Here is a 14015-nt window from a genome sequence, read left to right as displayed (position 1 = left end):
CGCAGGTCGCGAAGTGAGTTCTGCGACGCGGCCGCGAGACCGAGCATCGCAGGGGAGTCGGTGCGCAGCACCGACCGCCGAGGCGAAGCGCCGGAGCCTGCCCGGGCGCGCCTTTGCCGTTCCGACCTCAACTCGCAAAGCAGACGTTGACCTTCAGCTCAGGGCCGCGAAGCGACAACCCGGTCGCTCACGAGACCTCCCGAGTGTTCGAACGCGGATGGCCATGCAGGACGCGCCGCGCGCCTCGCTAACATCGCGGCGATGAATCCGATCCTTGGCTGGGCGCTGGCCGCCGTCTTCGTTGCGCTCGCGTGGCAGCAATACGGCTGGCAGGGGGTGCTGTTCGCGATCAGCGTGGTGGTGTTCTGGCTGCTGCTGCAGTTCAGCCGGACCGTGCGCGCGATGCGTCAGGCCGGGCAGGCGCCGGTCGGGCATGTCGACAGCGCAGTGATGCTCAACGCGAAACTGCGCCCGGGCATGACCATGCTGCAGGTGATCGGCCTGACGAAGAGCCTGGGCCGCAAGCTCGAGGCCGGCGACGACGATTGGGCCTGGAGCGACGAGGGCGGCAGCACCGTGCGGCTGCACTTCACGCACGGCAAGCTGGCTCGCCACGAGCTCGACCGACCCGCGCCGTAAAATTGCCGGTTCGAGAACCCCTGGAGAGCTGCCATGTCGATGGCCGACCGCGACGGAAAGATCTGGATGGATGGCCAGCTGGTGGAATGGCGCGATGCCAAGATCCACGTGCTGAGCCACACGCTGCACTACGGCTGCGGCGCTTTCGAGGGCGTGCGCGCCTACAACACCGTCCACGGCACGGCCATCTTCCGCCTGCGCGAGCACACCGAGCGCCTGTTCAACAGCGCCAAGATCCTGCGCATGAAGATCCCCTTCAGCATGGAGCAGGTGATGGAGGCGCAGCGCGAGGTGGTGCGCGTGAACAAGCTGGAGAGCTGCTACCTGCGGCCGCTGACCTGGATCGGCTCCGAGAAGCTCGGCGTCAGCCCCAAGGGCAACACCATCCACTTGATGATCGCCGCCTGGCCCTGGGGTGCCTACCTCGGCGAAGAGGGCATGAAGCGCGGCATCCGCGTGAAGACCTCGAGCTACACCCGCCACCACGTCAACATCACGATGACGCAGGCCAAGGCGGTGAGCAACTACACCAACTCCATCCTCGCCAACATGGAAGCGACGGACGAGGGCTACGACGAGGCGCTGCTGCTCGACGCCTCGGGCTTCGTCTCCGAAGGCGCGGGCGAGAACCTGTTCGTCATCAAGAAGGGCGTGGTCTACACGCCCGACCTCTCCGCCGGTGCGCTCAACGGCATCACGCGCGACACCATCTTCGCCATCTGCCAGGACCTGGGCCTGAAGCTGGTCGAGAAGCGCATCACGCGCGACGAGGTCTACATCAGCGACGAGGCCTTCTTCACCGGCACCGCCGCCGAAGTCACCCCGATCCGCGAGCTCGACCGCATCGAGATCGGCCGCGGCTCGCGCGGGCCGATCACCGAGAAGATCCAGAGCGCCTTCTTCGACATCGTCAACGGGCGCAATGCGAAGTACGCCGAGTGGCTGACCAAGGTCTGAACATCATGAGCAGCGAACCCAAGGCCGTGGTCGAGGTGACCGCGAAGGACGTGCAGGGCCCCGGCGTCGTGGCCTGCCCCAACCCGAAGATGGCGCTGTGGAGCAACCACCCGCGCGTGTTCATCGACGTGGCCACCGAGGGCGAAGGCAAGTGCCCTTACTGCGGCACGGTGTACCGGCTGAAGGCCGGCGAGAAGCTGCACGCCCACTGACGCCATGACCCGCTCCCTCGTCATCGCGCCGCAGTGGATCGGCGACGCGGTGATGTCCGAGCCGCTGCTCGCGCGTCTGGCGGCGCGCGGCGAGACGCTCGCCGTCGCGGCGCTGCCCTGGGTGGCACCGGTCTACCGCGCCATGCCGCAGGTGCGCGAGGTGATCGAACTGCCGTTCGCCCACGGCCGCCTCGACTGGGCGGCGCGGCGGCGCATCGCCGCCACGCTGCGCGGGCGCTTCGATGTCGCCTACGTGCTGCCCAACTCGATCAAGTCGGCGCTGATTCCCTGGTTCGCCGGCATCCCGCGGCGTATCGGCTACCGCGGCGAAGGCCGCTGGGGGCTGCTCAACCAGCGGCTGCCGAATGCAGCCGGCCGGCCGCCGATGGTGGCGTTCTACGCGGCGCTCTCCGGCGAGCCGGCGCGGGCCGACGAGCGGCCGCGCATGGCCTTCGAGCCCGGCATCGTGCAGGCCGCAACGCGCAGTGCGGGCGTCGAGCCGGGTCGCTACTGGGCCTTCGCGCCCGGGGCCGAGTACGGCCCGGCCAAGTGCTGGCCGGCCGCGCACTACGCCGAACTGGCCCGCGCGCTGCACGCAGCCGACGGCACGCCGGTGCTGCTGCTCGGCTCGGGCAAGGAGGCGGAGCTTGCCGCAACGATCGCCGACGCCGCGCCCGGCGCCTGCCGCGTGATGGCCGGCCAGACCTCGCTGATGGACGCCATGGCGCTGATCGCCGGCGCGCGCGGCCTGGTCAGCAACGACTCGGGCCTGATGCACGTGGCCGCTGCCTTCGGGCTGGCCCAGGTGGCGGTGTTCGGCTCGACCAGCCCCGAGCACACGCCGCCGCTGAACCCGCGCGCCCGCGTGCTGTGGCTGAAGGACGAACTGCAGCTCGACTGCATGCCCTGCTTCGAACGCAGCTGTCGCTACGGCCACACCCGCTGCCTGACCGAGGTGGCGCCGCAGCGCGTGCAGGCGGCGCTGGCCGACGCGCTTGGGCTGCAGCGCGGGTAGTCCGATGAGCCGGAACACCGATCGCGACGACGGCGACGCGCTGATGCGCGATGCGCTGCTCGGGGCTGGCACCTCGGTGTGGGAGTGGGACATCCTCACCGACCGGCTGACCAACTTCCGCGCCAGCATGGCCTTGCTCGGGCATGCGGACGAAGGCCTGGCGCCGCTGCAGCAGACCTGGAACGCGCTGATCCACCCCGAGGACCTTGACGCCAACCAGGAGGCCTACCAGCGCCACGCGCGCGAGGAGACCGGCATCTACGAGCACGAGTACCGCGCGCGCGCCAGCGACGGCACCTGGCGCTGGGTGGCCGAGCGCGGCCGCATCGTCGAGCGCAGCCCGGCGGGCGAGCCGCTGCGCATGGTGGGCACGCTCACCGACATCTCGCAGCGCCGCGCGGCCCAGGGCGAGGCGCTGGCCCTGGCCGAGCGGCTGCGCCGCATCGTGCGCAACGTGCCGGGCGTGGTCTACCAGTACCGCACGCTGCCCGACGGCAGCGGCCAGTTCCCCTTCATCAGCGAGAGCTGCATCGACCTGCTCGGCGTGATGCCGAAGGAGCTGCTGCGCGACGCCAGCCGCGCCATCCGCCTGATCGAGCGCGACGACCGCGAGCGCGTGTTCGCCAGCGTCGGCCGCGCGCTGCGCGCAATGCGCCAGTGGCGCTGCGAGTTCCGCCTCTACCTGAGCGGCGGCGAGCGGCGCTGGGTCAGCGTGGTCGCCACGCCGCAGCGCGAGGCCGACGGCAGCGTGCTCTGGCACGGCTACCTGGAGGACATCTCCGACAAGCGCGAGCTCGAGCAGGCGCGTGCCGCGGCGGCGGCAGCGCAGGCCGCGAACCGCGCCAAGACCGAGTTCCTCTCGCGCATGAGCCACGAGCTGCGCACGCCGCTGAACGCCGTGCTCGGCTTCGCGCAGTTGCTCGAGATCGACGAACGCGAGCCGCTGACGGCGATGCAGCGGCGCCGCGTCGAGCTGGTCCGCGAGGCCGGCACGCACCTGCTGCAGATGATCGGCGAGCTGCTCGACCTGACGCGCATCGAGTCCGGCCAGCTGGCGCTGGCGACCACCGCGCTGCCGCTGTCACCGCTGGTCGCCGACTGCGTCGAGCTGGTGCGTCCGCAGGCCGACGCAGCCGCGGTGGCGCTGCACGTGAGCGGCGTCGCGGCGACGGTGCTCGCCGATCCGACGCGGCTGCGCCAGGTGCTGCTCAACCTGCTGAGCAATGCCATCAAGTACAACCGCGCCGGCGGGCGGGTCGATGTCGAGATCTGGGACGACGGCGCCGAGCTGGTGGCGTCGGTCCAGGACACCGGCGTGGGCATCGCCGCCGAGGACCTGCCCACGCTGTTCCAGCCCTTCCAGCGCGGCGCGCAGGCGCGTGGCAGCATCGAGGGCGCCGGCATCGGCCTGGCGGTGACCAGGTCGCTGGTCGAGCTGATGGGCGGCCGCATCGAGGTGGACAGCGTGTCGGGCGTGGGCTCGACCTTCAGCGTGCGCCTGCCGCGGGCCTGAGCCGCGGGTCTCAGAGGTTGCCGACGGCGAGAACCGGCCCGGTCGGCGCGCCGGTGGGCGAACCGCCCGGCGGCTCGAGGCTGACCGCGAGATGGTCGGTGCCCGGCGGCAGCGAGGTGCGCTTGACGACGGTGGCGCCACGGGCCGAGATCAGGCCGAGCGAGCGCGGCGGGTTCTTGCCGGCCGCGGCCCACAGTTCGAGCACGCGGTCGTTTTGCAGCGCGACATTGGCGATCGGCCTGGCGACCACCGTGCGGCCATCGCCGCTGATGCTGGCGACGAAGGAGGCCGGGATCACGCCGCCCTCGCCGCCTGGTGCGGTGGCGTTGAGCACCACCACGATCGGCGGCTGCACCGGCGCCGGGCTGGCCAGCAGCACCGCCAGGCTGATGGTGGCCACGCTGGCCAGCGCGGCGAAGCCGCGCCAGAAGGCCAACTGCGCCCACCACGGCAAGGGCGCCGCCACGCCGGTGGGCGCGCCGCCGATGCGCGCCTCGATGAGTTGCCAGACCTGCGGCGAAGGCTGCTCCGGCGCGATGCCCACGGTCAGCGGCATCAGCCGTTCCTGCCAGGCACGCACGGCGCGGCGCAGCATCGGATGCGCCGGCAGCAGCGACTCGAAGCGGCGCCGCGCCGGGCCGCGCAGCGTGCCGGCCACGTAGGCGGCGGCGAGGCGGTCGGCGAGTTCGGGGCGGCCGTAGTCCATCTCAGGCACCCCCCGCGATGTCGCGTTTCACCGCGCTGTCGAGGCAGCCCTTCAACGCGATCAGCGAGCGCCGCACCCAGGACTTCACCGTGCCCAGGGGCTGGCGCATCTGCTCGGCCACCTCGGCGTGCGAGAGGCCGTCGAAGAAGGCCAGCGCGACGCTCTGGCGCTGCTGCGCGCTGAGCGCCTGCATGCAGTGAGAGAGTGCGCGCGCGTCCGCGGCCCGGCCGAGCAGCTCGAGCGGGCCGGCGCCGTCGTCCGCCACCTGGTCGTACACGTCCACGTCCTCTGCATCGTCGCCGCCGGAGGTGCGGGCGGCCTGGATCTGCGGCTGGGTTTGCGCGCGGCGCAGGCTGTCGATGGCGCGGTTGCGCGCCACGCTGGTCAGCCAGGTCAGCGGCTGGCCCTGTGCCGCATCGAAGCTCTGCGCCGAGCGCCAGACGTTGACATACACCTCCTGGAGGATGTCCTCGGCCTGGGCCCGGTCGCGGTTGATGCGCAGGATGACGGCGAACAGATGCGCGCTGGTGCGCTGGTAGAGCGCGGCAAAGGCCGCACGATCGCCCAGCCCGGCGCGGCCGAGCAGCTGCGCGAGTTCGCGGCTGCGGTCGGTCCAGTCGGCGGCGGAAGCGGCAGGCATCACACGGACTGTACGCAGGCCGGCGCCGACTGGATGCGCTTCGTACAATGCCCTGCCCACAGGAAAGCACCGATGCCCAGCCGCAACCAGTTCGTCCTCACCCTGTCGTGCCGCGATACCAAGGGCATCGTGCACGCCGTCTCCGGCCTGCTGTTCCAGGCCGGCTGCAACATCATCGACTCGCAGCAGTTCGGCGACGTGCTGGCCAGCGACGCCACCGGCCTGTTTTTCCTGCGCGTGCACTTCGAGGCGCCGCCGCACCTGGCCGACACCAGCAAGCTCGACCCGCTGTTCACCCACCTGCGCGAGCAGTTCGGCATGGACGCGAAGCTGCACGCGCTGGCGCGCAAGCCGCGGATGCTGATGATGGTCAGCAAGCACGGCCACTGCCTGAACGACCTGCTGTTCCGCTGGCGCTCGGGGCAGCTCGACGTCGAGATCCCGGCGATCGTCTCCAACCACCCCGACTACGCCGACCTGGCGGCCAGCTACGGCATCCCCTTCCACCACCTGCCGCTGGCCACCGGAGCGGGTGCCGAGGCCAAGCGCGCGCAGGAGCAGCAGGTCGAGGCCCTGGTCGACAAGGAGCAGATCGACCTGGTGGTGCTGGCGCGCTACATGCAGATCCTCAGCACCGAGTTCTGCCAGTTCCTGCGCGGCCGCGCGATCAACATCCACCACAGCTTCCTGCCCAGCTTCAAGGGCGCCAAGCCCTACTACCAGGCGCACGAGCGCGGCGTGAAGCTGATCGGTGCGACGGCGCACTACGTCACCGCCGAACTCGACGAGGGGCCGATCATCGAGCAGGACGTCGAGCGCGTCGACCACACGCTCAGCCCGGAGGACTTCACCGCGGTGGGCCGCGACGTCGAATGCGTGGTGCTGGCCCGTGCGGTTCGCTGGCACGTCGAGCACCGCGTGCTGCTCAATGGCAAGAAGACCGTCGTGTTCCGCTGAGGCCCGACGCCACACCCCCATGTCACGCGCCAAACCGCCGCCGCCGCCTTCGACGCCCGACGAGATCGAGCAGCAGTTCTACGAGGCGCTGCAGTCGGCCGACATCGAGGCGCTGATGGCGGTCTGGTCGGACGACGACGACATCGTCTGCGTGCACCCGGGCGGGCCGCGCGTGGTCGGCGCGGTGGCGATCCGCGCCGCCTTCGAGTCCATCTTCGCCAATGGGGCGATCCGCGCGCGGCCGGACAAGGTGCGGCGCCTGCAGACGCTGAACTGCGCGGTGCACAGCGTGCTCGAGCGCATCGACATCCCCACCGACGAAGGCCTGCAGACGGCCTGGGTGGTGGCGACCAATGTCTACGTGAAGTCCGGTACGCGCTGGGCGATGGCGGCGCACCACGCGAGCCCCGGCTCGCCGCGCGAGGTGCAGGACATCGTCGAGGCCGGCTCGACGATCCACTGAGCCGACGTGGAGCGCTACCGATCGCCGCGCTGGCTGCCCGGCGGCAATGCCCAGACCATCTGGCCGGCACTGTTCGGCAGGCGCCGGCATGGCCCGCCAATGGTGTTCCGGCGCGAACGCTGGACCACGCCGGATGCCGACTTCGTCGACGCCGACTGGCTGGATGCAGCCCCCGGGTCGCCGGGTACGGCGACCACGCCCCCCGAGGGGGCCTCGCCGGGCTTGGGACGGCCCGGCGCCCAGCTCGCCGACGACACGACGGTGCCGTTGCTGGTGATGTTCCACGGCCTCGAGGGCTCGACGAAGAGTCACTACGCACAATCCTTCGCCGACTGGGCGCGCCGCCACGGCTGGCGCTTCGTGATGCCGCACTTCCGCGGCTGCTCGGGCGAACTGAACCTCGGGCCGCGCGCCTACCACTCGGGTGACTTCGAGGAGATCGGCTGGATGCTCGCGCAGGCGAAGGCGCGGCATGCCGGGCCGATCGCCGCGGTCGGTGTCTCGCTGGGCGGCAACGCGCTGCTGCGCTGGGCCGAGGAGGCGGGTGACAGCGCCTCGTCCACTGCGAAGGCGGTGGCCGCGATCAGCTCCCCGATCGACCTGACCGCCGGCGGGCATGCCATCGGCCGCGGCTTCAATCGCCTCGTCTACACGCGCATGTTCCTGCGCTCGATGAAGCCCAAGGCGCTGGCCAAGCTGGCCCAGCACCCCGGCCTGTTCAGCCGCGAGAAGCTGCTCGCGGCGCGCGACCTGTACGACTTCGACAACGTCTTCACCGCGCCGCTGCACGGCTTTCGCGACACCGACGACTACTGGGCGCGCGGCTCGGCCAAGCCGCACCTGCAGCGCATCCGCATCCCGGCGCTCGTGCTCAATGCGACCAACGACCCCTTCGTGCCTGGCAGCAGCCTGCCGCGCGCGCACGAGGTCGGCCGCCACGTCACGCTGTGGCAGCCGCCGCACGGTGGGCATGTCGGCTTCCCCGGCGGGCGCTGGCCCGGCCATGTGATGACCCTGCCCGAGCAGGTGATGGGCTGGATCACCCGCCAGCTTTGACGCAGCATCGGCGCATGGACGACATCGTCAAGGCGGCGCTGAAGAAGTGGCCCAACGTGCCGCACTGCCGCGGCTGGCTGGCGCTGGACGCGCGCGGCGACTGGTACATGCGCGACGACCGCGTGCAGGCCGCCGGGCCGTTCCCGCAGGTCAAGGGCAGCCGGATCCTGCACGACAAGCTGCGCGAGTTCATCCACCGCAACTACGCCGCCGACGAGCACGGCGCGTGGTTCTTCCAGAACGGGCCGCAGCGCGTCTACGTCGAGCTGGAGGCGGCGCCGTTCGTGTGGCGGCTGTCGCACGGCGACGCATCGCCCGCCATCGCCAGCCACAGCGGCCTGCCGGCTCACTTCGAATCGGCCTGGCTCGACGAGCGCGGCCGGCTGTTCCTCGCCACCGACCTCGGCCTCGGCCTCGTCCACACGCTGGACATGGAGACCGCCGCCGACGCGGTGGAACGCGGCGCCTGGGCGCCGCAGGAGACCCGCTTCGCCGCGCTGCCTCAGCGCTTCGGCTACCGGCTCAGCCCGGCCGCCGATCACGCCGCTCAGCTGCCGTAGAAGACGTAGTCGGCCTCGTAGGCGACCTGCTTGCGCTGGCCCTTGGCCGACGCGTCGCAGGCGGCGGCCGGCGCCACGCCACCCTTGGTGTTCAGTCGCTGGATGTAGGCCACACCCTGCATCGCGCCCGTGCCCATCGCCGGCTCGGCCTTGACCAGTTGCAGCGGGATGTTGCCCGGCGTGGCCGGTGCCACAGCGACCTGCTTGCCGGTGACCCTGGAGCCGTCGGCGGCTTCCCAGGTCGGGCCGGCGTAGTACTTGCCGACGGTCTTGCGGTCAGCCGTGTACAGCGTCGCCACCGGCGCGACGAAGGCCCACTCGTGGGCGCCGGCCATGTCCTTCTTCTCGCGGCATTCGTAGGTGATCTCGCCGACGCCGGTGGTGGCCAGGGTCTGCTTCAGGCCGGCCGGCACGCGCACGGCTTCGGGCAGCGCGGCGTTGTCCACCGGCTTCATCGTCATCATCGAGGGGCTGGTGGCGCAGGCCGAGAGCAGCGCGGCCAGGCCGAGCAGCGAAAGGGTCTTGTTCATCGTGGTGCTCCGGGAAGGTGGGTTCGGGTCGGGGCCTTCCGGCCCCGGCTGCCCGATACGCCGCGCCGGCGCTCGCGGATGCACACGCGCATGAAAAAGCCGGCCCGAGGGCCGGCTTTGATCGGGGAGCGTGCGCCTTACTGCGCGGCCGAGGCGGGGGCTGCCGGCGCCTTGGGTTCCTCGAACTTGCCGCCGGCCTGATTGGCCAGGTAGACCACGGCGCGGCCGATCTCGAAGTCGCTGAAGTCGCCGCCGCCCTGCGCCCCCATCGCACCCTTGCCCTTCAGCGCCGAGCTCAGCAGCGCCTCGTAGCCCGTCTTGATGCGCGCGTCCCAGGCGGCCGTGTCGCCGACCTTGGGGGCGCCCGCAGCGCCGGAGGTGTGGCAGGCGCTGCACTGGGCGGCGAAGACCTGCTCGCCGGTCTTCAGCGCGGCGGTGTCGGAGGCGTCTTTCACCTCGATGCTGCCGATCGGCTGGATGCGTCGTGCCACGGCTTCGGCGCCCATGCCGTCGCTGCCGGCCGCATCGCGGTGGTCGGTGACGACGTACTTGACCAGCAGCACGATCAGGAAGATCGGGATCACGAAGGAGAACACCACCGCGAGGACGAGTTGCTTGGGCGTCTTGATCGGGCCTTCGTGCGGGCCGTCGTGGTCGTGGGAGTCGCTCATGAATTCCTCGGTGTCGGGGGCTGTCGGGTGTTCTCGGGGCGTCTCTCCCGCGGGGCTCGGCCGGGGAGAGCAAAAACCCGCGAATTATAGGGGGCGGCGACGCGGGCCCGCAGCCCCGACGCTGCGGCCGAAGAAGCGCATTACACGCCGGGGCGTAGAATCCGCGCCGGCGTGCGACCGTGGTGAAGTGGATATCATGCAGCCCTCCGAAGGCTACGTCGCAGGTTCGATTCCTGCCGGTCGCGCCACCCGGCGCCGCACACCACACGCTGCCGCGCCGCTGACTGTCCAGCAGCTTCAACGACAGATGACGCAAAGGCCCGCCAAGGCGGCAAGCAAGACCACCGCGGAGCGCCGCTCCGGCCGCGACCGCCGTCAGGTCGACAAGGGGCCGCCCGGCCGTGCCGAGCGGCGCCGTGTCGCCGAGCCGCGCAAGCCCGAGGTCGCCGAACTCGACATGACCGAGTCCGAATGGGGGGCGCTGGCTCAGGAGTCCGTCACGCCGCCCCCGCCCGACCCGAAGAAGCGCGGCTGATCAGGCCGGCACCGAGTGCCGGATCAGGTGGTCGAAGGCCGAGAGTGCCGCCTTCGCGCCCTCGCCCGCAGCGATGACGATCTGCTTGTAGGGCGTGGTCGTCGCGTCGCCGGCCGCGAACACGCCGGGGATGCTGGTCGCACCCTTGGCGTCGACGATGATCTCGCCGTACTTCGACAGCTCGACCGTGCCCTTCAGCCACTCGGTGTTGGGCACCAGGCCGATCTGCACGAACACGCCGGCGAGCTCGATGCCGAAGTCGGCGCCGGTGGCGCGGTCCTTGTAGTGCAGCCCGGTGACCTTCTCGCCGTCGCCGATGATCGCGGTGGTCTGCGCGTTGGTGTGGATGTCGACGTTGGGCAGGCTCCTGAGCTTGCTGACCAGCACCGCGTCGGCCTTCAGCGCCTCGGCGAACTCGATCAGCGTGACATGCTCGACCACGCCGGCGAGGTCGATCGCCGCCTCGACGCCGGAGTTGCCGCCGCCGATCACCGCGACCTTCCTGCCCTTGAACAGCGGGCCGTCGCAGTGCGGGCAGTAGGCCACGCCCTTGTTCTTGTACTCGGCTTCGCCGGGCACGTTGACGTTGCGCCAGCGTGCGCCGGTCGACAGGATCACCGTGCGGCCCTGCAACTGCGCGCCGTTGGCCAGCGTGATGGTGGTCGTGCCACCCGGCTGCAATGAAGGCTCGAGCTTCTCGACACGCTGGCCGTTCATGATGTCGACGTCGTAGTGGCGCGCATGCGCCTCCAGCGCCGCGGCGAACTTCGGGCCTTGCGTCTCGAGCACGGAGATGTAGTTCTCGATGCCCAGCGTGTCCAGTGTCTGGCCGCCGAAGCGCTCGGCGACGATGCCGGTCCTGATGCCCTTGCGCGCCGCGTACACCGCCGCCGCCGCGCCGGCCGGGCCGCCGCCGACGATCAGCACGTCGAACACGTCCTTCTTCGCCAGCTTGGCGGCATCACGCGCCGCCGCGCCGGTGTCGATCTTGGCGAGGATCTCGCCGATCTCCATGCGGCCCGAGCCGAACGGCTGGCCGTTCAGGTAGATCGTCGGCACGGCCATGATCTTGCGCGACTCGACCTCAGCCTGGAACAGGCCGCCGTCGACCGCCACGTGGCGGATGCGCGGGTTGAGCACCGCCATCAGGTTCAGCGCCTGAACCACGTCCGGGCAGTTGTGGCAGGTCAGCGACATGTAGGTCTCGAAGGCGAAGTCGCCGTCGAGGGACTGGATCTGCTCGATGACATCGGCCTCGAGCTTGGGCGGGTGGCCGCCGGCCTGCAGCAGTGCCAGCACCAGCGAGGTGAACTCGTGGCCCATCGGGATGGCGGCGAAGCGCACGCCCATGTCGGCACCGGCCCGGGTGATCTGGAACGACGGACGACGTTCGTCCGCGCCATCGAAGCGCGCGCTGACCAGCGGGCTGAGCGCGGCGATCTCCTCGATCAGCTCGCGCATCTCGGCCGAGGCGTCGCGCTCGTCGAGCGAGGCGATCAGTTCCACCGGCTCGCGCAGGCGTTCCAGGTACGAGGCGAGTTGGGTCTTGAGGCTGTCGTCCAGCATGGCGGCAATGCTCCGATGTGATCAGGCGTGGTCGAGCGACCGCCGCGGATCCGGCTTGGCCGGTCCGCTGGTGGTGCCCCCTCGAGGGGGAGCGCGGGAGCGCCCCCGGGGGTGGGACGTTAGATCTTGCCCACCAGGTCGAGAGACGGGGTCAGCGTCTTCGCGCCTTGCTGCCACTTGGCCGGGCAGACCTGGCCCGGGTTCTTGGCGACGTACTGGGCGGCCTGCAGCTTGCGCAGGCTTTCCTTGACGTCACGCGCGATCGCGTTGTCGTGGATCTCGGCGGTCTTGACGATGCCGTCCGGGTTGACGATGAAGGTGCCGCGCAGCGCCAGGCCCTCTTCCTCGATGTGCACGCCGAAGGCGCGGGTCAGCTGGTGCGTCGGGTCGCCGACCAGCGGGAACTTCGCCTTGCCCACGGCCGGGCTGGTCTCGTGCCAGACCTTGTGCGCGAAGTGCGTGTCGGTGGTGACGATGTAGACCTCGGCGCCGGCATCCTTGAAGGCGGCGTAGTTGTCGGCGGCGTCCTCGACTTCCGTCGGGCAGTTGAAGGTGAAGGCGGCCGGCATGAAGATCAGCACGGACCACTTGCCCTTCAGCGACTCGTCGCTGACCTCGATGAACTTGCCGTTGTGGAACGCGTTGGCCTTGAACGGCTGAACCTGGGTGTTGATGATCGACATGGGGTTTCCTTGGATTGAAGGTGGGCGAAAGGGATCTGACAGGCGCTATTCTGTGTGCGCCGCAGCATATCGTGGGTTGATTGCAGAAATCTCGGCGATTGGCATTGCCTATCGCCTGGCCGGGTGGTCGGTGCCGCTCAGTCGAGCATCACCACGCGGTCCTGCGGGCCGGGCTCGCAGCCCTCGGCGATCGGCGCCCAGCCGCGGCGCACGACGACGCGCGCCCCGCTGCGGCAGAACTCGAGGCGCCGCGCCGCCGGCAGCCGGGCCTGCACGAAGGCCTCGATCGACGCAGGCATGCTGACCCGGTAGACCGCCTGCTGCAGGTCTTCGCTCGGATGGTCGCTGTGGTGCAGCCAGGGTGTCACGGCCACCGCCCACATCGACAGGGGCGCGAAGGGCACGTGGAAGGTGCTGGCCTCGTAGCCCTGCGCGCGCAGCCAGGCCTGCGCCTGCGCACGGGCGTCACCGGAGGGGTCGGCACCGCCCCAGGCCGAAGCGAGCAGCTCGGCCACCCACTGGTTGCAGTTCTGGTACTGCAAGCCCCAGACGTAGGCGTTGGCGCTGTAGGTGCCGGCGAGCAGGCGCAGCGCGAGGCGGTCGTCGAGCGCAGCCGGCTCCAGCGCGGTGGCCGCGTCCTCCGGCAGCAGCACGACCGAGAGGTAGCCGCCGTCTTCGTTGCTCATGCCGAGCAGGAAGGCGGTCAGGCCCTGGTCGAAGATGCGCGGCCGGCGCTCTTCGCAGTCGTAGTAGAGCTGCCGCACCGACCAGGGCGCGACGGCGTTGCCCTTCAGGCTCACGCCGGCGTGCGAATAGCGCATGCCGAAGCGGGACAGGTCCAGCCCGGAACGCGCGACCAGTGCGAGCCGCTGCCCCGAGCCCTCGAGTTCGTCACGCACGATGCCGGCGAAGCGGAACAGCCGGTCGCGCTGCCCGTGGCCCAGCGCGGTGGGGGTGTCGCAGTAGCGCAGCGCTTCGGCGCGCGCCGGGGTGGCCGCGAGGCCGGCGAGCAGCGCCAGCGCGAAGGCCGCGCGGCGCAGCGCTGGCAGTATCAAAGCGAGACGGGGCGCGTCTGCAGCTCGCGGTACCACTCGTCCTTCAGCGCCATGAAGAAGCCCTTGAGCGTCTTCGCGTGGGCGAACTCCAGCCCGTAGGGCTTGTGGCGCGCCATCACGACGGCGCCCTGCGTCAGGCGCGCCTGCTCGACCACCTGCTGCGGCAGGAAGAGGAAGAACTCGTTGTCGGCGGCGGCGCCGGGCATGTCCTGCACGGCCTGCAGCTTCATGCGAACGGTGCCGGGCTGGTCGGCCAC

17 protein-coding genes, 1 tRNA gene and 1 pseudogene are annotated in these 14015 nt (G+C 70.6%); 11 read left to right on the top strand and 8 right to left on the bottom strand.

The genetic code is table 11. The annotated features are described in order from the left end of the window. The first annotated feature begins 261 nt into the window (after nt 1–261). The 5 genes from AAG801_RS33465 to AAG801_RS33445 are packed head-to-tail and all read left to right on the top strand — an operon-like array spanning nt 262 to nt 4336. Nucleotides 262–639, top strand: coding sequence for a hypothetical protein (locus tag AAG801_RS33465; protein ID WP_341892286.1), 378 nt, complete (start codon nt 262–264; stop codon nt 637–639). Nucleotides 640–672: 33 nt separating this feature from the next. Further along, nucleotides 673–1596: a branched-chain amino acid transaminase gene (locus tag AAG801_RS33460; protein WP_341892285.1), complete on the top strand. Its 924-nt coding sequence runs from the start codon at nt 673–675 to the stop codon at nt 1594–1596. 5 nt (nt 1597–1601) lie between these two features. Next, a complete protein-coding gene (locus AAG801_RS33455; RefSeq protein WP_341892284.1) occupies nt 1602–1808 on the top strand; it encodes a zinc-finger domain-containing protein in 207 nt (68 codons plus the stop codon). Between the two features lie 4 nt (nt 1809–1812). Further along, nucleotides 1813–2823 (top strand): lipopolysaccharide heptosyltransferase II, encoded by a 1011-nt coding sequence (gene waaF / locus AAG801_RS33450; protein WP_341892283.1) that lies wholly within the window; start codon nt 1813–1815, stop codon nt 2821–2823. Nucleotides 2824–2827: 4 nt separating this feature from the next. Continuing rightward, complete coding sequence (locus tag AAG801_RS33445) at nt 2828–4336, top strand: PAS domain-containing protein (protein WP_341892282.1); 1509 nt, start codon at nt 2828–2830, stop codon at nt 4334–4336. Between the two features lie 10 nt (nt 4337–4346). Here the strand turns inward: AAG801_RS33445 and AAG801_RS33440 are convergent, their stop codons facing one another. Continuing rightward, nucleotides 4347–5042 (bottom strand): anti-sigma factor, encoded by a 696-nt coding sequence (locus tag AAG801_RS33440; protein WP_341892281.1) that lies wholly within the window; start codon nt 5040–5042, stop codon nt 4347–4349. A gap of 1 nt (nt 5043) precedes the next feature. Beyond that, the gene (locus tag AAG801_RS33435) at nt 5044–5682 is read right to left on the bottom strand and encodes a sigma-70 family RNA polymerase sigma factor (RefSeq protein WP_341892280.1); all 639 of its coding nucleotides are present in this window, start codon (nt 5680–5682) and stop codon (nt 5044–5046) included. Between the two features lie 72 nt (nt 5683–5754). Between AAG801_RS33435 and purU the strand changes: the two genes are divergently transcribed. The 4 genes from purU to AAG801_RS33415 are packed head-to-tail and all read left to right on the top strand — an operon-like array spanning nt 5755 to nt 8718. Then, nucleotides 5755–6639: a formyltetrahydrofolate deformylase gene (purU, locus tag AAG801_RS33430; RefSeq protein WP_341892279.1), complete on the top strand. Its 885-nt coding sequence runs from the start codon at nt 5755–5757 to the stop codon at nt 6637–6639. 19 nt (nt 6640–6658) lie between these two features. Then, the gene (locus AAG801_RS33425; protein ID WP_341892278.1) at nt 6659–7102 is read left to right on the top strand and encodes a nuclear transport factor 2 family protein; all 444 of its coding nucleotides are present in this window, start codon (nt 6659–6661) and stop codon (nt 7100–7102) included. A gap of 6 nt (nt 7103–7108) precedes the next feature. Next, complete coding sequence (locus tag AAG801_RS33420; protein WP_341892277.1) at nt 7109–8158, top strand: alpha/beta fold hydrolase; 1050 nt, start codon at nt 7109–7111, stop codon at nt 8156–8158. 14 nt (nt 8159–8172) lie between these two features. Further along, the gene (locus tag AAG801_RS33415) at nt 8173–8718 is read left to right on the top strand and encodes a DUF2946 family protein (protein ID WP_341892276.1); all 546 of its coding nucleotides are present in this window, start codon (nt 8173–8175) and stop codon (nt 8716–8718) included. On the opposite strand, the gene AAG801_RS33410 is transcribed toward AAG801_RS33415, so the two are convergent. Together AAG801_RS33410 and AAG801_RS33405 are read right to left on the bottom strand one after the other, a co-directional pair. After that, nucleotides 8706–9248 (bottom strand): DUF3455 domain-containing protein, encoded by a 543-nt coding sequence (locus AAG801_RS33410; protein ID WP_341892275.1) that lies wholly within the window; start codon nt 9246–9248, stop codon nt 8706–8708. The genes AAG801_RS33415 and AAG801_RS33410 overlap by 13 nt on opposite strands. Nucleotides 9249–9385: 137 nt before the next feature. Next, nucleotides 9386–9919: a c-type cytochrome gene (locus AAG801_RS33405; protein ID WP_341892274.1), complete on the bottom strand. Its 534-nt coding sequence runs from the start codon at nt 9917–9919 to the stop codon at nt 9386–9388. A 173-nt stretch (nt 9920–10092) separates the two neighbouring features. Here AAG801_RS33405 and AAG801_RS33400 point away from each other — a divergent pair. Both AAG801_RS33400 and AAG801_RS33395 read left to right on the top strand, forming a co-directional pair. Next, a tRNA-Arg gene (locus tag AAG801_RS33400) sits at nt 10093–10167 on the top strand. Between the two features lie 59 nt (nt 10168–10226). Beyond that, nucleotides 10227–10454, top strand: coding sequence for a hypothetical protein (locus AAG801_RS33395; protein ID WP_341892273.1), 228 nt, complete (start codon nt 10227–10229; stop codon nt 10452–10454). On the opposite strand, the gene ahpF is transcribed toward AAG801_RS33395, so the two are convergent. The 4 genes and pseudogenes from ahpF to AAG801_RS33375 form a co-directional block, all read right to left on the bottom strand. Next, the gene (gene ahpF / locus AAG801_RS33390; RefSeq protein ID WP_341892272.1) at nt 10455–12020 is read right to left on the bottom strand and encodes an alkyl hydroperoxide reductase subunit F; all 1566 of its coding nucleotides are present in this window, start codon (nt 12018–12020) and stop codon (nt 10455–10457) included. Nucleotides 12021–12139: 119 nt separating this feature from the next. After that, nucleotides 12140–12703, bottom strand: a complete 564-nt coding sequence (ahpC, locus tag AAG801_RS33385; protein ID WP_341892271.1) for an alkyl hydroperoxide reductase subunit C — start codon at nt 12701–12703, stop codon at nt 12140–12142. A gap of 137 nt (nt 12704–12840) precedes the next feature. Next, on the bottom strand, nt 12841–13758 hold the full coding sequence (locus AAG801_RS33380; RefSeq protein ID WP_341892270.1) for a DUF2145 domain-containing protein: 918 nt from the start codon (nt 13756–13758) through the stop codon (nt 12841–12843). Further along, nucleotides 13755–14015: pseudogene (locus AAG801_RS33375) on the bottom strand (hypothetical protein); the annotation flags it as partial. The pseudogene AAG801_RS33375 and the gene AAG801_RS33380, both read right to left, overlap by 4 nt.

It is taken from the genome of Variovorax sp. YR752 (assembly GCF_943372545.1).
Note: the sequence above shows the minus strand (reverse complement) of the source record. Positions and strands in the feature narration are given on the sequence as shown.